We start from the raw sequence: 21,816 nt of genomic DNA, 5'->3' as shown, positions 1-21,816 counted from the left end.
GTTAAATCGCATTTTTCTGCTCAGCAACGTGAGTTGTTCAGAAACTTAGTTATATTCGATGTTCATTACAGCCAGCTTTTTCTGTTTATCAAGATACTGCACTTTTACTGAGGCTATTTGCGCGTTTTTGACATTGCCGGTCATTAACGCTTTGCTGGAATAGGTTCTGCCCGGAACAGAGCCATTCTGCGGGCAGTTCATTTCTACGGGTGTTGACTGGGTGCTGACGTCACATGCCGGTTCCACAATTTGGCCATAAAAGTGGATCACGCCCCCTTGCGCGGTGCTTCCTGCGATGGCAATAAAAGGAAAAAACATACTGCCGAGCATTAGAGAGTCTAAAAAAGGTCTGAACATTTATTCTATTTCCTCAATGATTAGTCATCCTTGAGGGTTGTGTTATCCATACTTTCAGGTTGGCTGATCCGCAGCAGACCATTCTCTCCAGATTCATCTTATGCTCGATATTTCAACAAATTAAGACTTTTCTGAAGAGGGCGGCCATTGTTGTGATAAATGAAGTGACTGTCCATCAGAAACAGTAACAACTATTTTCACCCGATCGTCCGGGGAAATATTTAAACTCAACTTCGTCAAAGCAATGGGTTGATTAGCAGGCAATGAGAGGGTCTTTTCTTGCTTCGTCTGACTTTGCCCTGAACTGCCTTCGCGCAGGGACAATATTTGTACTCTGCACAGACAAGATTGAGTAAGAGTGACTTCAGGAATAATGGTGTACATATCCCCTTGCTGGGTCGTATTAAAGGTTATCTGACTGGAAAGTGCCGCAAGGAGTAATAACGCATTCATATTCTTCTCCCGAAAAAAAACAGGGCTTGCGCCCTGTTTCTTTAATACAGAGGATGTATTAGTACTGATGAGCGGTCGCGTTGTTACCAAAGCCAACCTGAGTGACGTTAACGCTGGAGTTAGATGCAGTCTGGTCAACAGCAGCACCGTTACCGCCACCGAACTGTTTAACAGTCATAGTAGAATCTTTACCATTCCACTGATCAAGAGTAGCGCTGTTGCCGAAACCACGCTGAGTCAGATCGATTGAGCTGTCATCAGAACCTTGGCCAACATCTGCGCCGTTACCGCCGCCGTGCTGGGTAATGGTCAGATCAGAGTTACGGGCGTCAGCTTGCAGAGCAAGAGCAGAGTTACCGCCACCGTACTGGTAAATGTTCAGCTCTGAATTTGGGCCGCTATTATTACCGCCACCACCGTGGTTACCGCCGCCGCCGTACTGAGGAACAACACCTGCCAGAGCGCTACCAGAGAATACGATTGCTGCAATTGCTGCTACTTTTAAAAGTTTCATGTAAAACCCCCATCGGATTGATTTAAAAGTCGAATGGAAATTAACGTTGTGTCACGCGAATAGCCATTTGCGACTGTCTCTGCACTACAATTGCCGTTTTTTGAGTACCATACTGTGTAATATTTGCTTTATTACCAGAACCTTTCTGGATAATCATCGCAGTATTACCATAAGCACCTTGCGAAATACTGGCATCGTTGGCATTGCCCGCCTGATCAATATATGCAAGGTTATAATCTCCTGTCTGGTCAATCTTTGCCCGGTTGCTACTACCTTCTTGCGCAACAACCGCCAAAAGTTTTGAGCCTCCCTGCCGTAACTGAGCACTATTATTAGTCCCAGCTTGACCAATTATGGCTGCCTGATTAAATGAAGACTTACTCAATTCATTTACCGCGAAGTTATATTCTGAATTAGCTAAATCATAACCTGCTGCGGCTGCAATCCCAGGCGCACCCAGTATTGTTAACATCATAAATAACAATTTGTTTTTCATGTTGTCACCCTGGACCTGGTCGTACATTTAAGAAATTAAATCATTTCAACTTGGTTGTTAACGCAACCTGTATTTTGTTAACGCTGCGTTACGATGGAAAGTATGTCTGCGGAAATATTTTTAATAACTCACCCGCGCGTTGTATTTTTCTTTTTTTGTTCATACCAAAGTATTAAAACCCACGTAAATACGCTGTTATCTACGCAAAAAATATTTTGTTTTCTTTTAAATCTCCGTTTTCCGCAATCAAAAATCACCAGACAGCCATTCTTCTTACCCGTCGCTGATTGCTGCGATATGTCTTGCGCACAAGCCGTGACAAACCTCGTCTTTTTGCAGTAAAAAATTGTCCACGGAGGTGTGAAGAAAAAACAAGAACGTTTTACATGACGAAAGGACTACACCGAAATATTTTTTATATGCATTATTAGTAAGTTAGCACCATTTGTATGATTTTTTAAAATTGTGCAATAAAAACCAAATGTACAACTTTTCTATCATTTCTAAACTTAATAAAACCTTAAGATTAACATTTCAATATAACGAGTTACATTTAGTTACATGTTTAACACTTGATTTAAGATTTGTAATGGCTAGATTGAAATCAGATGTAATCCATTAGTTTTATATTTTACCCATTTAGGGCTGATCTATTACTACACACAGCAGTGCAACATCTGTCAGTACTTCTGGTGCTTCTATTTTAGAGGCAGCTGTCAGGTGTGCGATCAATAAAAAAAGCGGGGTTTCATCATGTTTAATGAAGTCCATAGTATTCATGGTCATACATTATTGTTGATCACTAAACCTTCTTTGCAGGCGACAGCTCTCTTGCAGCACCTTAAACAATCGCTGGCAATTACAGGAAAATTACATAATATTCAACGTTCTCTGGACGATATATCTTCAGGCTCTATTATTCTTCTGGATATGATGGAAGCGGATAAAAAGCTTATCCATTATTGGCAGGATACTTTGAGCAGGAAAAACAACAATATCAAAATATTGTTGCTAAATACGCCTGAAGATTACCCGTACCGCGACATTGAAAACTGGCCTCATATCAACGGCGTTTTTTATGCCATGGAGGATCAAGAACGTGTTGTCAATGGGTTGCAAGGCGTCCTGCGCGGCGAATGCTACTTTACGCAAAAGCTTGCCAGTTACCTGATTACGCATTCAGGTAACTATCGTTATAACAGCACGGAATCAGCCCTCCTTACTCATCGGGAAAAAGAGATCCTGAATAAGCTGCGTATCGGCGCGTCTAATAACGAGATCGCTCGTTCGTTGTTCATCAGCGAAAATACGGTTAAAACGCATCTTTATAATCTTTTCAAGAAGATAGCCGTAAAAAACCGGACACAAGCGGTTTCCTGGGCAAACGATAACCTCAGGCGATAAAGCCATGAAACGTTATTTACGCTGGATTGTGGCGGCAGAATTTCTGTTCGCCGCAGGGAATCTTCACGCCGTTGAGGTAGAAGTCCCGGGATTGTTAACTGACCATACTGTTTCATCTATTGGCCATGATTTTTACCGAGCCTTTAGTGATAAATGGGAAAGTGACTATACGGGTAACTTAACGATTAATGAAAGGCCCAGTGCACGATGGGGAAGCTGGATCACTATAACGGTCAATCAGGACGTTATTTTCCAGACTTTTTTATTCCCGTTGAAAAGAGACTTCGAAAAAACTGTTGTCTTTGCACTGATTCAAACTGAAGAAGCACTAAATCGTCGCCAGATAAATCAGGCGTTATTAAGTACGGGCGATTTGGCGCATGATGAATTCTAAATAAAAAATTGTTCGGAGGCTGCAATGCGTGTCAAACATGCAGTAGTTCTACTCATGCTTATTTCGCCATTAAGTTGGGCTGGAACAATGACTTTTCAGTTCCGTAATCCAAACTTTGGTGGTAACCCAAATAATGGCGCTTTTTTATTAAATAGCGCCCAGGCACAAAACTCGTATAAAGATCCGAGCTATAACGATGACTATGGTATTGAAACACCCTCAGCGTTAGATAACTTTACTCAGGCCATCCAGTCACAAATTTTAGGTGGGCTACTGTCGAATATTAATACCGGTAAACCGGGCCGCATGGTGACCAACGATTATATTGTTGATATTGCTAACCGCGATGGTCAATTGCAGTTGAACGTGACAGATCGTAAAACCGGACAAACCTCGACCATCCAGGTTTCGGGTTTACAAAATAACTCAACCGATTTTTAAGCCCCAGCTTCATAAGGAAAATAATCATGCAGCGCTTATTTCTTTTGGTTGCCGTCATGTTACTGAGCGGATGCTTAACCGCCCCGCCTAAAGAAGCCGCCAGACCGACATTAATGCCTCGTGCTCAGAGCTACAAAGATTTGACCCATCTGCCAGCGCCGACGGGTAAGATCTTTGTTTCGGTATACAACATTCAGGACGAAACCGGGCAATTTAAACCTTACCCGGCAAGTAACTTCTCCACTGCTGTTCCGCAAAGCGCCACGGCAATGCTGGTCACGGCATTGAAAGATTCTCGCTGGTTTATACCGCTGGAGCGCCAGGGCTTACAAAACCTGCTTAACGAGCGCAAGATTATTCGTGCGGCACAAGAAAACGGCACGGTTGCCATTAATAACCGAATCCCGCTGCAATCTTTAACGGCGGCAAATATCATGGTTGAAGGTTCGATTATCGGTTATGAAAGCAACGTTAAATCGGGCGGTGTTGGGGCAAGATATTTTGGGATCGGTGCCGACACGCAATACCAGCTTGATCAGATTGCCGTGAACCTGCGTGTCGTCAATGTGAGTACCGGTGAGATCCTCTCCTCGGTGAACACCAGTAAGACGATACTTTCCTATGAAGTTCAGGCGGGGGTCTTCCGCTTTATTGACTACCAGCGCTTGCTGGAAGGGGAAGTGGGTTACACCTCGAACGAACCCGTTATGCTGTGCCTGATGTCGGCTATCGAAACAGGCGTCATTTTCCTGATTAATGATGGTATCGACCGCGGTCTTTGGGATTTGCAGAACAAAGCAGAACGGCAGAATGACATTCTGGTGAAATACCGCCATATGTCGGTTCCACCGGAATCCTGATAGATAAAAATGCCGGAATTATCATCCGGCATTTTACTGTTTAAGCGAAAGCGTGAGTGCCCCTCACGCTTTATTTTTGATTTGCTGCTCACGGTGAGCGGTCTTCGTACTACGCGCCGCCAGCCACAAGCCGCTGTTTTTCATTGCGTAACCAAATATCAACCCGAGCGCCAGCGAAGGTAACACCAGTTTCCAGTCACCCTGCCCGGCAAACGTCGCGCATGCGCCTATAAACGTTCCCGGAACAAATGAAAGCAGCAGCTGTTTGGCCTGAATACACATCAGAAACGCGACAATACCGGTTATGACATAACCGAGAATTTCCAGATGTGGTGCCAGTGCACTACCGTAAATAATGACCATCGCCCACACCACGCCACTAAGCAGGGTTGCAGCGGAGATCGCCAGCCCTTTCAGCCCACCTTGCGGGCAGGCAAAGTAGGCCGTACAGCCCAGGAAGCCCGCCCAGCTTAGTAAGCCCAGGGAAACAGCCACCCATCCCCAGATACCGGAGAGAATGCCTGTTGTGATTGCAATAGAGAGAAGTATGTTCATGCCGCGCATGATAGCAGAAAACGCGGCCATGAATGAGATCGAGCACACATTTTATGCAACGGCAAATTATCTGTTGCAGTTATGAGTGATGCAGATCACATTTACTCTTCAGAATCTTCTTCCAGCTCGTCCCACATTGCACTAATGGCATCGCGGGTTAGCGGTGCCATGGTGCGCCAGAAAGGCGTGGTTGCATGAGCCTCCACTTTGCCGAGGAACGCACCACACCAGGGTAACAGATACTCACTGAACAGTGTTTCCAGTGCTTCGCTCTCATCTTCCGTTGACTGATCTTCCAGCCAGGAAGCCGCGAGCAGCAATGTACCGATGTGATCGGCTGGCGTATCCGCTAATGGCATCCCTCGTTCGGAAAGAAAAGCGCGCACTTCCGCTTCCGTCGCGCCCTCAACCCATGCGCTACGATATGGCGGCACAGCACATTCATCGCCGATAAACAACGCATTGTAATCGGCAGAGACTTGCGTCATATCACAGCTTTTCTGTAAACGCGTCAGTAACTCATCCTGCTCCAGTGGCCAGTTCGCAGCCAGTTTCCCCTCACGAATCAGGGTAAACAGCGGTACCAGTAAAGGATCTTGCGGTTGGCGGTAATAGAGCGAACCCAGCACACGACAGAGGATAGAAAACTCGTTCATTAATATATTTCCATTACTAGTAATTAAAGGTCTGCAAATTCCGCAATCGGTGCCATACCGCGAGATTCAAGGAAGTTCAGTAAGCGGCGCGGAGAAACATTCAAAATGCGCTCTGGCGGAAAATCTACCGCGTCGAGGATTTTAAGACACTCTTCAAATTCCCCCATGGTAAACGCGGTGTGAGAATCCGAGCCTAATGCCACCCAACCTCCAGCGTCACGTACCGCTGCAGCTACCGCACGACAGTTGTCTTCACTGCCCTTACGTGAGTGTAAAAATGAGGAATTATTGATTTCCAGCGCCACCTGATGTTTCGCAGCTGCTTCAGCAACGGCTTTAACATCTATTTCATATTTCGGATTTCCGGGATGGCTTATTATATGCACATTGCCGCTGGCGATAGTGGCGATCATCGCTTGTGTATTGGTCGCTTTATCATGTGGCGCAAAAACCGGCTCATGAAAACCGGCAATAATCAGATCCAGCGAATCAAACATTTTGCCGCTGCAATCAATTTCACCATCAACATTTTTAATGTTAGCTTCGATGCCGCGCAGGATCCCTACCCCATCAACCACTCGCGGCCAGATACGCATGTTAATGAAGTGCCAGTGATGTGGCGCATCTTCCATATCCGGGCCATGATCGGTGATCGCAAAAAGTTTAATGCCCTTTTGTTTGGCCTGGGCAATGTAATCACTCAATGTGCTATATGCATGTGTGCTGGCAACGGTATGCATATGAAGGTCGACGGGATACATAACTCTCTCCTGTATTCAATTCCCGCCAAGGATAGCAGGAATCCTGATGCTTTATTAGTAGCCGCGTGCGCGGTCGACTTGCCCGCAGACCCTCTCCCCTTTTTCGAGCTGGGCAATAGTGCGAGAAATGTACTCCACAGCTTCAGCGGGACGGGTAATCGCGGCGACATGTGGTGTTATCGTCACGCGTGGATGTTGCCAGAGCGGACTTTCAGGCGGTAAGGGTTCACGATTAAAAACATCCAGCATTGCGCCTTTAACTTTCCCGCTATCCAGCGCCGCGAGCAGGTCATCTTCCACAACATGAACACCACGCGCCAGGTTGAGGAGATACGCGCCATCCGGTAATTTTTCGAGTAATTGTTGATTAATAATGCCGACGGTTTCAGGGGTATTCGGTAACAAATTAATCAATACCCGACATTGGCTCAGAAATGCAGACAGTTCTTCCCGTCCAGCAAAGCTTTGCACGCCAGGCCACGATTTACGGGTTCGACTCCAGCAACGCAGCGGAAAGCGCCAGGTTTGCAGACTCTGAGCAACTTTACTGCCCAGTACGCCTGCGCCCAAAATGCCAATGGTAAAATCTTCCCGATAATATTCAGGCAGCGGTTGCCAATGCGAACTATTTTGCTGGATGCGATAATCGTCAAAACGTCGAAACCAATGCAGCACCTGACTGACAGCATATTCCTGCATTTGCTCGCCCATACCGGTATCTTCCAGGCGAAAAAGTGGAACAGAAGGGTTCAGCATTTCAGGGTGTGCCTGTAGCTTGCTCAAAATAGAATCAACACCGGCCCCGAGTGCGAACACCGCTTTAAGATCGCGCCCTGCCAGCATTTCAACAGGAGGATGCCAGACTAAAGCATAATCAGCAGAGTCATTATCTCCGCTTTTCCATGCTCTGACTCTTGCCTGAGGAATAGCTTTGCGCAGTGCCTCAATCCACCATTGGGTATCGAACGTTGGGTGATAAAAGATGATATCCATACTGACTCCCGAAAAGCGTTGTGCGAAATTTATTCGCACTTATCGTTATGATCTACAAAGACCACCAGCATAACAAATCCGTGGTCGGTGGCAAAAAAAGCAAATTTCGCTTATTAAAACTGCATATTGATTGAAGTTTGAATAATCGAGCGATTTTTTAAAAAAGTTTGTTGACCTCAGGTCATGATTTCCCTAAATTAGCGCCCGTTCCAGCAAGACAGGAACGACAATTTGGTGAGGTGTCCGAGTGGCTGAAGGAGCACGCCTGGAAAGTGTGTATACGGCAACGTATCGGGGGTTCGAATCCCCCCCTCACCGCCATATTTAAAGAAGAGCTCGTACGAAAGTACGAGCTTTTTTTTCGTATATTGCATAGACCGGGGGGATGAGAAGCCCCAGGCGGAGGCCGACAACTAGCGACAGACTCATTCATCATCCTTGCGGTTGATAAGAATTTCTGCCTCTTTTACTACCACCTTATTACGCCCGGTCTCTTTCGCCTCGTATAGTGCGTTATCAGCCAGTCGATAGATCTCATTCGGGTTTAACGCATTTTCCTGAGTCACAACAGCGCCAATACTAATCGTCACTTTTTGTGGTATGGCGTATTCAGGATTATCACCAGTTAAACGCTCAACATTTTCCCGAATCCTTTCCGCTAAAGCTTTCGCACGTTCAGTATCGATGTCCGTCAGCAAGACGCCAAACTCTTCGCCGCCGACGCGCGCAAAAAGGTCATCTGGCCGTATGCTTTTCCCAATGATACTCACCACTGTTTTTATCACCTGATCGCCAACCGGATGCCCCCAGGTGTCGTTGACTTTTTTGAAGTGGTCGATATCCATAATCATGACGCAATAAGGCGTTTTTTTGGCCGATGCTGATTGAACTGTCAGTTCATTAAAAAAATAATTTCTGTTAAATATATTGGTTAAGGAATCGCGATGTGCAATGTCCTTTGTTACTCGTAGCGCACTGAATATATGGCACATAAATATTACCATAACGGTTAACTTACTGACTACTTCAATAGTGCGACTAATATACCAAATGGACACGCTATACCTGCTCATAAATAAAAGAGAGACATTGTACAGTACGGCACAAAAAGCAATCACCGTCACTCCATTCCAGATATCACAGCGTAAACCATTAAAGTATAGATTAACTGAAAGCAAGGTTAACCACATGAAAATCATTATGGTAACATATGATGTTTTCCAAACCACCTGATCATTTTCATTGGTTAACTCGGCAATGTGTAAATTGTAGCTCTCATAATGACTAGAAAGTATGTGAGCAACTATCGGCCCCCCAACAACAAAAAACAAACTTATGCACAAAGTCATTTTTTTGGAAAATAAATTGCGCTGTTTTGTGTTTTCACTAACTTTATTCACCAATGCCAGAAATATTAATATGCACAAACTCATCTGACGAAACAAATAATAGATTGCAATGTCATTTTGAACAACACTGCTTGTCAAACGCCCCTCAATAATTTGCTGAATGATAATGACGGTTTTAACAAAGTAAATCAAACAACTCAGAAAAGCCAAACTAAGTATACAGTTTGAAAATTGCCTACGGTCATAAATGAAATACAACTGCATAAAAATAAATGCAACAGTATCGATAAAAAATAAAGCAATCATTACCATCAGATAGGTTGATCGTGGAACAACTTCCTCAACGCCTGGCTGATTAAACAAACTATTCACCAAAACCAAAGCAAGCCCAAACAATAAGCTCACTAATACAGTACTACTAATTCTCAAATAGTCTTTTTCCATAAAGCTACACCAATCTGTAGGTTGTAGATCCCTTTCTATTATTAATAGATATAAGAACCGTACTGTTGTCAATATGAAATTCCGCCCACAAACAATACCGATGATGATAGTTGCAGACTGCAATTATTATTACCTTAGTGCTTTATACATTCTTCGCGACAAGACAGGCTTGCAAATACATATAAATGGTTATAAGGAAATCCTTATAAAACATTAATTCATAGATATATTAGGAATAACAATTGAATCCGTGAGTACAGTAACGCTGCATTTCATCAGGACTTTCGAAAAATCCGATATCATGCATCGGAATTTACTGATTTAATTATTTTAATCCTAATTTATTTTGAAAAAGGCATTGGGATTTATGCCGTATTCCTGAAGTTCCTCATCATTGGAATGGATTTTCGGGCGAGAAAAGGATTTTATATGGATACTCTACTCATCATTTCTTCTTCTCATCATCAACAATTCACGTCTCTCTTCCGCGTTTAATAACGGATTATGATGTGCAAAAAAAAATATCTTTCGTTTCAGTTACCTGTAATTAGATACAGAGAGAGATTTTAGCAATACATGGAGTAATACAGGATGTATTCAAGTAGCAGAAAAAGGTGCCCGAAAACCAAATGGGCTTTGAAAATTCTTACTGCCGCATTTTTAGCAGCGAGTCCCGCGGCGAAGAGTGCTGCTAATAATGCCTATGATGCATTGATTATCGAAGCTCGCAAGGGAAATACTCAGCCAGCTTTGTTATGGTTTGCACAAAAATCAGCACTCAGTAATAACCAAATTGCTGACTGGTTACAGATTGCCTTATGGGCCGGGCAAGATAAACAGGTTATTACCGTTTACAACCGCTACCGTCATCAGCAATTACCAGCGCGTGGTTATGCAGCTGTCGCCGTCGCTTATCGTAACCTGCAACAATGGCAAAACTCGCTTACACTGTGGCAAAAGGCACTCTCTCTGGAGTCGCAAAATAAGGATTATCAACGGGGACAAATTTTAACCCTGGCAGATGCGGGTCACTATGATTCTGCGCTGGTTAAACTTAAGCAGCTTAACTCTGGAGCACCGGACAAAGCTAATTTACTCGCAGAAGCCTATATCTATAAACTGGCGGGGCGGCATGAGGATGAATTACGGGCGATGACAGGGTCATTACCTGAAAATGCCTTAACGCAACAATATCCCACAGAATACGTGCAGGCATTACGGAATAATCAACTTGCTGCCGCGATTGACGATGCCAATTTAACGCCAGATATTCGCGCTGATATTCATGCCGAACTGGTCAGACTGTCATTTATGCCTACGCGCAGTGAAAGTGAACGTTATGCCATTGCCGATCGGGCCCTCGCCCAATACGCTGCATTAGAAATTCTGTGGCATGATAACCCTGACCGCACTGCCCAGTACCAGCGTATTCAGGTTGATCATCTTGGCGCGTTATTAACTCGCGATCGTTATAAAGACGTTATTTCTCACTATCAGCGTTTAAAAAAGACGGGGCAAATTATTCCGCCCTGGGCGCAATATTGGGTTGCGTCGGCTTATCTCAAAGAACATCAGCCAAAAAAAGCACAGTCAATAATGACAGAGCTCTTTTATCACAAGGAGACCATTGCCCCGGATTTATCCGATGAAGAACTTGCGGATCTCTTTTACAGCCACCTGGAGAGTGAAAATTATCCCGGCGCGCTAACTGTCACCCAACATACCATTAATACTTCGCCGCCTTTCCTTCGGTTAATGGGCACGCCTACGAGCATCCCGAATGATACCTGGTTACAGGGGCATTCGTTTCTCTCAACCGTAGCAAAATATAGTAATGATCTTCCTCAGGCTGAAATGACAGCCAGAGAGCTTGCTTATAACGCACCAGGAAATCAGGGACTGCGCATTGATTACGCGAGTGTGTTACAAGCCCGCGGTTGGCCTCGTGCGGCAGAAAATGAATTAAAAAAAGCAGAAGTGATCGAGCCACGTAATATTAATCTGGAGGTTGAACAAGCCTGGACAGCATTAACGTTACAAGAATGGCAGCAGGCAGCGGTCTTAACGCACGATGTTGTCGAACGTGAACCGCAAGATCCCGGCGTTGTACGTTTAAAACGTGCGGTTGATGTACATAATCTTGCAGAGCTTCGTATCGCTGGCTCAACAGGAATTGATGCCGAAGGTCCGGATAGTGGCAAACATGATGTCGACTTAACCACCATCGTTTATTCACCACCGCTGAATGATAACTGGCGCGGTTTTGCTGGATTCGGTTATGCCGATGGACAATTTAGCGAAGGAAAAGGGATTATTCGCGACTGGCTTGCGGGTGTTGAGTGGCGGTCACGTAATATCTGGCTTGAGGCGGAGTACACCGAACGCTTTTTCAATCATGAGCATAAACCCGGCGCGCGCCTGTCTGGCTGGTATGATTTTAATGATAACTGGCGTATTGGTTCGCAACTGGAACGCCTCTCTCACCGCGTTCCATTACGGGCAATGAAAAATGGTGTTACAGGCAACAGTGCACAGGCTTATGTTCGCTGGTATCAAAATGAGCGGCGTAAGTACGGTGTCTCCTGGGCTTTCACTGATTTTTCTGACAGTAATCAGCGTCATGAAGTCTCACTTGAGGGTCAGGAACGCATCTGGTCTTCACCATATTTGATTGTCGATTTCCTACCCAATCTGTATTACGAACAAAATACAGAACACGACACTCCATACTACAACCCTATAAAAACGTTCGATATTGTTCCGGCATTTGAGGCAAGTCATTTGTTATGGCGTAGCTATGAAAATAGCTGGGAGCAAATCTTCAGCGCAGGTGTTGGTGCCTCCTGGCAAAAACATTATGGCACGGATGTCGTCACCCAACTCGGCTACGGGCAACGCATTAGCTGGAATGACGTGATTGATGCTGGCGCAACGCTACGCTGGGAAAAACGACCTTATGACGGTGACAGAGAACACAACTTATACGTTGAATTCGATATGACATTCAGATTTTAAGGATAAATATGTTACGTAATGGAAATAAATATCTCCTGATGCTGGTGAGTATAATTATGCTCACTGCGTGCATTAGCCAGTCAAGAACATCATTTATACCGCCACAGGATCGCGAATCTTTACTCGCCGAGCAACCGTGGCCGCATAATGGTTTTGTGGCGATTTCATGGCATAACGTTGAAGACGAAGCTGCCGACCAGCGTTTTATGTCAGTGCGGACATCAGCACTGCGTGAACAATTTGCCTGGCTGCGCGAGAACGGTTATCAACCGGTCAGTATTGCTCAAATTCGTGAAGCACATCAAGGAGGAAAGCCGCTACCGGAAAAAGCAGTAGTGCTAACTTTTGATGACGGCTACCAGAGTTTTTATACCCGCGTCTTCCCAATTCTTCAGGCCTTCCAGTGGCCTGCTGTATGGGCCCCCGTCGGCAGTTGGGTCGATACGCCAGCGGATGAACAAGTAAAATTTGGCGATGAGATGGTCGATCGAGAATATTTTGCCACGTGGCAACAAGTGCGAGAAGTTGCGCGTTCCCGGCTCGTTGAGGTCGCTTCTCATACATGGAATTCTCACTACGGTATTCAGGCTAATGCCACCGGCAGCTTATTGCCTGTATATGTAAATCGTGCATATTTTACTGACCACGCACGGTATGAAACCGCAGCAGAATACCGGGAAAGAATTCGTCTGGATGCTGTAAAAATGACGGAATACCTGCGTACAAAGGCTAAGGTAAATCCACACGTTTTTGTTTGGCCTTATGGCGAAGCGAATGGCATAGCGATAGAGGAATTAAAAAAACTCGGTTATGACATGTTCTTCACCCTTGAATCAGGTTTGGCAAATGCGTCACAATTGGATTCCATTCCGCGAGTATTAATCGCCAATAATCCCTCATTAAAAGAGTTTGCCCAGCAAATTATTACCGTACAGGAAAAATCACCACAACGGATAATGCATATCGATCTTGATTACGTTTATGACGAAAACCGCCAGCAAATGGATCGCAATATTGATGTGCTAATTCAGCGGGTGAAAGATATGCAAATATCAACCGTGTATTTGCAGGCATTTGCTGATCCCGATGGTGATGGGCTGGTCAAAGAGGTCTGGTTTCCAAATCGTTTGCTACCAATGAAAGCAGATATTTTTAGTCGGGTTGCCTGGCAATTACGTACCCGCTCAGGTGTAAACATCTATGCGTGGATGCCGGTATTAAGCTGGGATTTAGATCCCACATTAACGCGAGTAAAATACTTACCGACTGGGGAGAAAAAAGCACAAATTCATCCTGAACAATATCGCCGTCTCTCTCCTTTCGATGACAGAGTCAGAGCACAAGTTGGCATGTTATATGAAGATCTTGCCGGACATGCTGCTTTTGATGGCATATTGTTCCACGATGATGCTTTGCTTTCAGATTATGAAGATGCCAGTGCACCGGCTATCACGGCTTATCAGCAAGCAGGCTTTAGCGGGAGTCTGAGCGAAATTCGACAAAACCCGGAGCAATTTAAACAGTGGACCCGCTTTAAAAGTCGTGCGTTAACTGACTTCACTTTAGAACTTAGTGCGCGCGTAAAAGCCATTCGCGGTCCACATGTTAAAACTGCACGAAATATTTTTGCACTTCCGGTAATACAACCTGAAAGTGAAGCCTGGTTTGCACAGAATTATGCTGATTTCCTAAAAAGCTATGACTGGACCGCTATTATGGCTATGCCTTATATGGAAGGTGTCGCAGAAAAATCGGCTGACCAATGGTTAATACAATTGACCAATCAAATTAAAAACATCCCTCAGGCTAAAGACAAATCTATTTTAGAATTACAGGCACAAAACTGGCAGAAAAATGGTCAGCATCAGGCTATTTCTTCGCAACAACTCGCTCACTGGATGAGCCTATTACAACTGAATGGAGTGAAAAACTATGGTTATTATCCCGACAATTTTCTGCATAACCAACCTGAAATAGACGTTATTCGTCCTGAGTTTTCAACAGCCTGGTATCCGAAAAATGATTAATCGCATCGTATCGTTTTTTATATTATGTCTGGTGTTATGCATACCCCTATGCGTAGCGTACTTTCACTCTGGTGAACTGATGATGAGGTTCGTTTTCTTCTGGCCGTTTTTTATGTCCATCATGTGGATTGTTGGCGGCGTCTATTTCTGGGTCTATCGTGAACGCCACTGGCCGTGGGGAGAAAACGCACCAGCTCCCCAGTTGAAAGATAATCCGTCTATCTCCATTATCATTCCCTGTTTTAATGAGGAGAAAAACGTTGAGGAAACCATACACGCCGCTTTAGCACAGCGTTATGAGAACATTGAAGTTATTGCCGTAAATGACGGTTCAACAGACAAAACCCGTGCCATCCTGGATCGCATGGCTGCACAAATTCCCCACCTGCGGGTCATTCATCTGGCGCAAAACCAGGGGAAAGCCATTGCGCTTAAAACCGGAGCTGCCGCGGCGAAAAGTGAATATCTGGTGTGCATTGATGGCGATGCGTTATTAGACCGCGATGCGGCGGCATATATTGTGGAACCGATGTTGTACAACCCGCGTGTGGGTGCCGTAACCGGTAATCCTCGTATTCGAACACGTTCTACCCTGGTGGGTAAAATTCAGGTTGGCGAGTATTCCTCAATTATTGGTTTGATCAAGCGAACCCAGCGTATCTATGGAAACGTATTTACCGTTTCCGGTGTTATTGCCGCATTTCGTCGCAGCGCCCTGGCAGAAGTGGGTTACTGGAGTGACGATATGATCACCGAAGATATTGATATTAGCTGGAAGCTGCAGTTGAATCAGTGGGCGATTTTTTACGAGCCACGGGCGCTGTGCTGGATATTAATGCCTGAAACGTTAAAAGGGCTGTGGAAACAGCGCCTGCGCTGGGCTCAGGGCGGTGCAGAAGTATTCCTCAAAAATATGACAAGGTTGTGGCGCAAAGAAAACTTTCGAATGTGGCCGCTGTTTTTTGAATACTGCCTGACGACAATATGGGCCTTCACTTGCCTGGTCGGTTTCATTATTTACGCAGTCCAACTTGCCGGTGTACCGTTAAATATTGAATTGACACATATCGCTGCGACACATACTGCCGGAATATTATTGTGTACGTTATGTTTACTGCAATTTATTGTCAGCCTGATGATCGAGAATCGCTATGAGCATAATCTGACTTCATCGCTTTTCTGGATTATTTGGTTCCCGGTTATTTTCTGGATGCTGAGTCTGGCAACGACATTGGTATCATTTACACGAGTCATGTTGATGCCTAAAAAGCAACGCGCCCGTTGGGTAAGTCCCGATCGCGGGATTCTGAGAGGTTAATATGAACAATTTAATTATTACGACCCGACAATCGCCAGTACGTTTAATGGTTGATTATGTTGCCACAACCATCTTATGGACATTATTTGCTTTGTTCATATTCTTATTCGCCATGGATCTGCTGACGGGTTATTACTGGCAAAGCGAGGCCAGAAGCCGACTTCAGTTCTATTTTTTGCTGGCAGTGGCGAATGCCGTCGTGTTAATTGTCTGGGCGCTGTACAATAAGCTACGTTTTCAAAAACAGCAGCATCATGCAGCCTACCAATATACGCCGCAAGAATATGCTGAGAGCTTAGCAATACCTGATGAGCTCTATCAGCAACTACAAAAAAGCCACAGGATGAGCGTACACTTCACCAGGCAGGGGCAAATAAAAATGGTGGTTTCAGAAAAAGCGCTAGTCCGGGCGTAAACACCCAAAACAAAGCCCGGTTCGCCCGGGCTCTGCGCCGATAATACACTTAACTGTATGCATGTAGCGTACGTTGGCAAAGTGCCGAACGTACGCAATCCTCTTTACCGAATCGGACGATCCCGACCATTTCATCTTCTTCGAAACGTTCCAGCGCGTCACTTAATCCGGGGCGCACGCCGCGAGGCAAATCGCATTGCGTGATATCACCGTTGACGATAACCGTCACGTTCTCCCCGAGGCGGGTTAAAAACATTTTCATTTGCGCGGCAGTCACATTCTGCGCCTCGTCAAGAATGACGACTGCATTTTCAAAGGTACGTCCACGCATATAGGCGAACGGCGCAATTTCCACCTTCCCTATTTCCGGTCGCAGGCAGTACTGCATAAAGGAAGCCCCTAAGCGCCGGACCAGCACGTCGTAGACCGGACGAAAATAGGGAGCAAACTTTTCTGCGATATCTCCAGGTAAGAAGCCAAGATCTTCATCGGCTTGCAGAACTGGACGGGTGACGATAATCCTGTCGACATCCTTATGTATCAGGGCCTCTGCCGCTTTTGCTGCGCTGATCCAGGTTTTTCCGCACCCGGCTTCGCCCGTGGCGAATATCAGCTGCTTACTCTCAATAGCCTTCAGATAGTGCAATTGCGCTTCATTTCGCGCGAGGATGGGCGAGGTATCGCGACTGTCGCGGGCCATACCAATGGCTTCTACGCCGCTCATCTGCACAAGCGAGGTGACCGATTCTTCTTCACGCTGCTTATGGCTGCGCGAATCCCGTCTCAGCACACGTTTTGCCTCGCGACGAGCTTTGATCACTGCTTTTTGTCTTCCCATGGAGAGCACCTTGAGTTGTTTGTATTCATCACACGCGCCGTTGGCAGCGCGATTATGCGCACGAACATCAGAGGGTTGGCTTCCTTGTAAGCCATAGTTTGCTTTTGGATAAAATGCCGAAAAACGGCTACGCACACCGTTTGCGGCGTCGGTAACACGAGTAAAGAGAGGAAGTGAGAAAAATACAGAGTGACGAAGTTGCTACCGGAGGAGAAATCTCCGCGAGTGGTGGAGCCTTGCTTAACAAAACATTGTCCAGAACAGGACGTTACCATCCGCGATCTCCATAGTGACTGACTATCACTGCCGGGAACTTCCGCTGCTACTTAATAAGTACAACAGATCTCGCATTCATTGCAACAATATATTCACTTATATTTAACTACAAAACACCATTTCAGTGACATTAGTTTCTACTGGAAAGATGACAGAGTGATGACAGTGATGAAAAAAGCTGTGTGCTTTCAGCAGGATTCGCATCAGGCATCAGCGCACGAACGCCGGATGCGGCGTGAACGCCTGATCCAGCCTACCAAACCCGCACCGATTGTAGGCATGATAAGACGCGCAAGCGTCGCATCAGGCATCTGCGCACGAACGCCTTATCCGCCTAAACACATTAAACCCGCAATAACGCGCTTCCGAGATAATCGTTCGCGTCCTTCACTCCCGGCAGCGAAAAAAAATAACCGCCGCCGATAGGTTTAACGTATTCCTCCAGCGCTTCGCCATTGAGCCTTTTTTGTACTGTCAGGAAGCCTTTTTCCAGATCGTGTTGATAGCAGACAAACAGTAGCCCCATATCCAGTTGTCCGGAGTTGGTGACGCCCAACGAATAACTGTAGCCACGACGCAGCATCAGGCTGGACTCACTCTCTGGCGTGCGGGGATTCGCCAGCCGGATATGGCTGTCCAGCGCAATCACCTTCCCCTCCGGATCGCTGGCGTAATCGGGAAGATCATGCTCATGCTGCATTCCCAGCGGCGCACCGGTTTGTTTGTCGCGACCAAAAATCGTCTGCTGTTCTTTCAGTGGCGTTCTGTCCCAAAACTCCACCCGAAACTGAATCAACCGCACCGCCTGGTAGCTGCCGCCGATTGTCCACGCAGGCTCCTGCTGATCTGCCGTCACCCACACCACTTGTTGCATCAACTTATCATTCTGGCTATCGGGATTGGCAGTGCCGTCTTTGAAACCCAGCAAATTAATCGGCGTCTCTTTGCCTTTACTACGCGCTGCATGATCGGAAATAAACCCTTCCCGCTTCCAGCGCACGCTGAGCAAATCCGGCGTGTGTTTGATGATATCGCGCAGCGCATGGATCACCGTGTCCTGGGTGTTGGCGCAAATTTGTAGCAACACATCACCATGACATAACGCCGCATCCAGCGAGTCGTTGGGGAAACGCGTCATTTTCTGCAACTTTTTCGGCATCTGCGGTGTAAGGCCAAACCGCTCATCAAACAATGAGTGGCCCACCGATAACGTTATGGTGAGATTATCGGACGCAATGTAGCCGCCAAGAATGCCGGAATCGAGTGGAGGCAGGCGCGGATTTGGCGTTTCTGGTGCCGCTCCGCCCTGAGTCAGAAAAGCAAAACGCTGAGTCAACAAGCGAAACAACCTTTCAAGATCGGCTTTATCGCTGGCAAGCACATCAAACGCCACCAGCATCATTGCGGCCTGTTGTGGCGTCAGGATCCCTGCCTGATGCTCACCATAAAACGGCTGTTTCTCATTGCGTGCATCCGGTGAAAGCGTGCCCGGTGCACTTTGCGTTTTTTGTGCATGAGCGACCGGACAACTTCCCGCCAGCGCCAGCGCACCAATCCCTTTCAGTAAACGTCGGCGTGACGGTTCATTCACGCCGTTTTCATCTTCATACTGCATAACGTTTAATCCAGCCCCAGCACACCGCGAAGTTGCGCCAGATCTTCCGCCAGCGCAGTAATCGGCCCTTTCAGCGCATTACGGTCAGCATCGGTCAATTTGTCGTAGGTTTCAAAACCGTCTTTAGTACGGTATTTCGCCAGAATGGTATCGACCTTTTTGAAATTGGCATCGACTTTTGCCAGCAGTTCCGGGTTGGCCTTTTGCAGTTGTGGACGCAGCAGATCGACAATTTTCTGCGAGCCTTCAACGTTAGCCTGGAAATCCCACAGATCGGTGTGGCTGTAGCGATCTTCTTCACCGCTGATTTTGCTGGCTGCCACTTCCTCAATCAGTCCGGCTGCACCGCCGACCACTTTTGAAGGTGGGAAAGCCAGTTCACTGATGCGTTTTTGCAAATCGACCACATCGGTATAAAGCTGGTCGGCATACTTATCCATCCCTTTAGTGGTGTTATCGCCAAACAATGCTTTTTCCAGACGGTGGAAACCGGTGAATTTTGGATCGGCGGCTTTTTGCTCGTAATCATCTTCACGGGCGTCAATGCTACCATCCAGATCGGAGAACAGTTCAGCAATCGGTTCAATGCGCTCATAGTGCTGGCGCGTCGGCGCATACAGTGCTTTTGCTTTTTCGATATCGCCTGCTTTAATAGCGTCGGTAAAGGCTTTGGTGTCGGTCACCAGCTGCGTGGTTTCCGCCATGACATACGCTTTATATGCAGTAATTGCACCACCAAGACTTAACAGCGCATCACTTTGCGCCGCATCCGCCGTTGCCTCACCTTTGACGATCAACTTCCCTTTCGGGTTAGTCAGCAGACCGCAGGTCATATCGTATTCGCCAGGCTGTAAATTCGCCGTCATTTTCTGGCTAAAACCAGGGGCGATATTTTCCCGCTCTTCCACCACCATCACGCCTTTGAGGATCTCCCACTCCAGCGCCTTCTGGCTGTGGTTCTGAATAATGAACTGTGTTTTCCCGGCGTTAACCGTAATGGTCATCGGTTCGCACTGCTTATCCGTCACGGTCACTTTGACCTGCGGCACATCAGCGGCGTTAGCCATAAAAGCAGAAGAAAACAGCGCAGCCACGCTCAACTGCAATGCGTTACGGCGGAAGTTAATGGTCATGACGAGACTATCCCTTTAAAGTATGTTGTAACTAAGCAAGAGTTTGCGTCATATTTGCTACGCAGAGCGAGACGCTGTCGCCCCTGCGCGTGGTGGCAGAGCAAATGCCACCAGCGCCGGGATGAGATAAATAAACCAGACGGCGACTTCGCTGACACTTGGCGCTTCCTGATAGCCAAAAATCCCTTCCATCAGCGTGCCAAACAGCGAGTGAGTTGAGAGCACCGCACTCATATCGAAGGCGATTTCCTGAAAGTGGTTCCACAATCCGGCTTCATGAAATGCGCGAATGGCACCAGCCGCCAGCCCTGCGGCGACGAAGAGAATAAACAGGCTGGTCCATTTAAAAAATGCACCAAGATTGAGGCGAATACCGCCCCAGTAGAGCAGGAAGCCGAGCACCACGGCTGTAGCAAGACCGAGCATTGCACCCAGCGGCGGCCAGATCCCGACATCTTGTTGAAACGCCGCCAGCAGGAAAAAGACCGACTCCAGCCCCTCCCTTGCAACGGCAAAAAAGACCATCATCACCAGCGCCCAGCCATGATGATTTCCACGCTGCAATGCGCTATCGACTGCCTGCTCCAGTTGTACTTTGACGTTGCGCGACACTTTGCGCATCCAGAAAACCATCCAGGTAAGGATCACCACGGCGATCACCGCCACGATACCTTCAAACAGTTCCTGTTCTTTTTGCGGAAATTCGCCGGTGGTTTCGTTAATGAAGATACCCAAGCCCAGGCACAACGCAGCGGCAAGCAACACGCCAATCCACATCACACCAATCCATCGGCCTCGCTGGGTACGCTTAAGATAGCTGGCGATCAAACTGACAATCAGCGCGGCTTCAAGTCCTTCGCGCAACATAATGAGAAATGGAACAAACATGCCACCCACCCTTAAACGTTTTTCTGAGTCAATCTATGCAAAGAAAAGTAAATCGCAGTGATAGCGATTATCATTACGGCAAAGAAAAATACAAGCGGAATGTTTATAAAATGATGTTGGAATGTAAACAAAGAGAGGTAATGCCAGGGAATATAAACGATTATTCCAGGTACAAAGATGGGATTGTTTACAACGAGCCATGTGTTCTTGCCAGATGCCGCGTAAACGCCTTATCCAGCCGACAAAACTGTCCAGACTCAATGCATCAGAGCTTCCATGTAAAACTGATAAGCGGGTGTATCAAGCAATTTCGTCCATCCGCGATTATCAAATCTAACTTTTTGCCCGGAACATAATAACAGCTCGGGTGTTGGTGGCGTCAAAGTCGCTGAAGCGTTCCCCGAAGGCCGGGGCAGCCCACATGGATGTGGGCTGAGGGCGCGTCTTACAGGACATTACCTCGCGCCCGACCCGGTAGCCGAAGGGGATAAGCTGAAGGTACCGCGCAGCGGCGATTTTGTTCGCCAGAGCCCGGGGTGCAGGGGGTGGCGGCGATTGGCCGCCCCCTGCACCATTCAATTTATATGGCGATGCACATTAAGGGAGCGCAACCC

General features: G+C 46.6%; 21 protein-coding genes and 1 tRNA gene. 9 read left to right on the top strand and 13 right to left on the bottom strand.

What is annotated here, in order from left to right:
* Positions 1–45 precede the first annotated feature (45 nt).
* The 4 genes from ACJHWK_RS09240 to csgB form a co-directional block, all read right to left on the bottom strand.
* Positions 46–357 carry a type 1 fimbrial protein gene (locus ACJHWK_RS09240; protein WP_000489569.1) on the bottom strand — a complete coding sequence of 104 codons (312 nt, stop codon included), beginning with the start codon at positions 355–357 and terminating at the stop codon, positions 46–48.
* Positions 358–477: 120 nt separating this feature from the next.
* Positions 478–810 (bottom strand): curli assembly chaperone CsgC, encoded by a 333-nt coding sequence (gene csgC, locus ACJHWK_RS09235; RefSeq protein ID WP_000992818.1) that lies wholly within the window; start codon positions 808–810, stop codon positions 478–480.
* A 58-nt stretch (positions 811–868) separates the two neighbouring features.
* Positions 869–1,324 carry a curli major subunit CsgA gene (gene csgA / locus ACJHWK_RS09230; RefSeq protein ID WP_000771435.1) on the bottom strand — a complete coding sequence of 152 codons (456 nt, stop codon included), beginning with the start codon at positions 1,322–1,324 and terminating at the stop codon, positions 869–871.
* Between the two features lie 40 nt (positions 1,325–1,364).
* Positions 1,365–1,820, bottom strand: coding sequence for a curli minor subunit CsgB (gene csgB / locus ACJHWK_RS09225; protein WP_001360656.1), 456 nt, complete (start codon positions 1,818–1,820; stop codon positions 1,365–1,367).
* A 753-nt stretch (positions 1,821–2,573) separates the two neighbouring features.
* Between csgB and csgD the strand changes: the two genes are divergently transcribed.
* Genes csgD through csgG form a run of 4 tightly spaced genes read left to right on the top strand, consistent with a single transcriptional unit; the run spans position 2,574 to position 4,919 of the window.
* Complete coding sequence (gene csgD, locus ACJHWK_RS09220; protein ID WP_000481500.1) at positions 2,574–3,224, top strand: biofilm master transcriptional regulator CsgD; 651 nt, start codon at positions 2,574–2,576, stop codon at positions 3,222–3,224.
* Between the two features lie 4 nt (positions 3,225–3,228).
* Positions 3,229–3,618: a curli production assembly/transport protein CsgE gene (gene csgE / locus ACJHWK_RS09215; RefSeq protein ID WP_000833288.1), complete on the top strand. Its 390-nt coding sequence runs from the start codon at positions 3,229–3,231 to the stop codon at positions 3,616–3,618.
* Positions 3,619–3,642: 24 nt separating this feature from the next.
* Entirely contained in the window at positions 3,643–4,059 is a 417-nt protein-coding gene (gene csgF / locus ACJHWK_RS09210; RefSeq protein WP_001264096.1) for a curli production assembly/transport protein CsgF, read from the top strand.
* A gap of 26 nt (positions 4,060–4,085) precedes the next feature.
* Positions 4,086–4,919, top strand: a complete 834-nt coding sequence (gene csgG, locus ACJHWK_RS09205; RefSeq protein ID WP_001189321.1) for a curli production assembly/transport protein CsgG — start codon at positions 4,086–4,088, stop codon at positions 4,917–4,919.
* A gap of 63 nt (positions 4,920–4,982) precedes the next feature.
* Here the strand turns inward: csgG and ACJHWK_RS09200 are convergent, their stop codons facing one another.
* The 4 genes from ACJHWK_RS09200 to ghrA all read right to left on the bottom strand — a co-directional run bounded on the left by ACJHWK_RS09200 (position 4,983) and on the right by ghrA (position 7,884).
* The gene (locus ACJHWK_RS09200) at positions 4,983–5,474 is read right to left on the bottom strand and encodes a DUF1097 domain-containing protein (RefSeq protein WP_001308552.1); all 492 of its coding nucleotides are present in this window, start codon (positions 5,472–5,474) and stop codon (positions 4,983–4,985) included.
* Between the two features lie 101 nt (positions 5,475–5,575).
* A complete protein-coding gene (gene ycdY / locus ACJHWK_RS09195; protein ID WP_001001921.1) occupies positions 5,576–6,130 on the bottom strand; it encodes a molecular chaperone YcdY in 555 nt (184 codons plus the stop codon).
* A gap of 23 nt (positions 6,131–6,153) precedes the next feature.
* Complete coding sequence (gene ycdX, locus ACJHWK_RS09190) at positions 6,154–6,891, bottom strand: zinc-binding phosphatase (protein WP_000283664.1); 738 nt, start codon at positions 6,889–6,891, stop codon at positions 6,154–6,156.
* Positions 6,892–6,945: 54 nt separating this feature from the next.
* Positions 6,946–7,884, bottom strand: coding sequence for a glyoxylate/hydroxypyruvate reductase GhrA (gene ghrA / locus ACJHWK_RS09185; RefSeq protein ID WP_001522839.1), 939 nt, complete (start codon positions 7,882–7,884; stop codon positions 6,946–6,948).
* Between the two features lie 233 nt (positions 7,885–8,117).
* Between ghrA and ACJHWK_RS09180 the strand changes: the two genes are divergently transcribed.
* A tRNA-Ser gene (locus tag ACJHWK_RS09180) sits at positions 8,118–8,205 on the top strand.
* A gap of 104 nt (positions 8,206–8,309) precedes the next feature.
* Here ACJHWK_RS09180 and ACJHWK_RS09175 read toward each other — a convergent pair.
* The gene (locus tag ACJHWK_RS09175; RefSeq protein WP_410234825.1) at positions 8,310–9,677 is read right to left on the bottom strand and encodes a GGDEF domain-containing protein; all 1,368 of its coding nucleotides are present in this window, start codon (positions 9,675–9,677) and stop codon (positions 8,310–8,312) included.
* 591 nt (positions 9,678–10,268) lie between these two features.
* On the opposite strand from ACJHWK_RS09175, the gene pgaA reads away from it, so the two are divergent.
* From pgaA to pgaD, 4 genes are read left to right on the top strand one after another with little or no spacing between them, the layout of a single operon-like run.
* On the top strand, positions 10,269–12,692 hold the full coding sequence (gene pgaA / locus ACJHWK_RS09170) for a poly-beta-1,6 N-acetyl-D-glucosamine export porin PgaA (RefSeq protein ID WP_001522836.1): 2,424 nt from the start codon (positions 10,269–10,271) through the stop codon (positions 12,690–12,692).
* A gap of 8 nt (positions 12,693–12,700) precedes the next feature.
* Positions 12,701–14,719, top strand: coding sequence for a poly-beta-1,6-N-acetyl-D-glucosamine N-deacetylase PgaB (pgaB, locus tag ACJHWK_RS09165; protein WP_001522835.1), 2,019 nt, complete (start codon positions 12,701–12,703; stop codon positions 14,717–14,719).
* On the top strand, positions 14,712–16,037 hold the full coding sequence (gene pgaC, locus ACJHWK_RS09160; protein ID WP_000610446.1) for a poly-beta-1,6-N-acetyl-D-glucosamine synthase: 1,326 nt from the start codon (positions 14,712–14,714) through the stop codon (positions 16,035–16,037). Before pgaB ends, pgaC begins: the two co-directional genes overlap by 8 nt.
* Position 16,038: 1 nt before the next feature.
* Positions 16,039–16,452, top strand: a complete 414-nt coding sequence (pgaD, locus tag ACJHWK_RS09155; RefSeq protein ID WP_001061098.1) for a poly-beta-1,6-N-acetyl-D-glucosamine biosynthesis protein PgaD — start codon at positions 16,039–16,041, stop codon at positions 16,450–16,452.
* Between the two features lie 49 nt (positions 16,453–16,501).
* Here the strand turns inward: pgaD and phoH are convergent, their stop codons facing one another.
* The 4 genes from phoH to efeU form a co-directional block, all read right to left on the bottom strand.
* Entirely contained in the window at positions 16,502–17,290 is a 789-nt protein-coding gene (phoH, locus tag ACJHWK_RS09150) for a phosphate starvation-inducible protein PhoH (protein ID WP_170886296.1), read from the bottom strand.
* 619 nt (positions 17,291–17,909) lie between these two features.
* Complete coding sequence (gene efeB, locus ACJHWK_RS09145; RefSeq protein ID WP_170886297.1) at positions 17,910–19,181, bottom strand: iron uptake transporter deferrochelatase/peroxidase subunit; 1,272 nt, start codon at positions 19,179–19,181, stop codon at positions 17,910–17,912.
* Positions 19,182–19,186: 5 nt separating this feature from the next.
* Entirely contained in the window at positions 19,187–20,314 is a 1,128-nt protein-coding gene (gene efeO / locus ACJHWK_RS09140) for an iron uptake system protein EfeO (RefSeq protein ID WP_000154395.1), read from the bottom strand.
* Positions 20,315–20,371: 57 nt separating this feature from the next.
* Complete coding sequence (efeU, locus tag ACJHWK_RS09135; protein WP_000497942.1) at positions 20,372–21,202, bottom strand: iron uptake transporter permease EfeU; 831 nt, start codon at positions 21,200–21,202, stop codon at positions 20,372–20,374.
* Between the last annotated feature and the right edge of the window lie 614 nt (positions 21,203–21,816).

This window comes from Escherichia sp. WS547, assembly GCF_046486065.1.
Lineage (GTDB): Bacteria > Pseudomonadota > Gammaproteobacteria > Enterobacterales > Enterobacteriaceae > Escherichia > Escherichia coli.
This window is presented reverse-complemented; position numbering and strand designations above follow the sequence as displayed.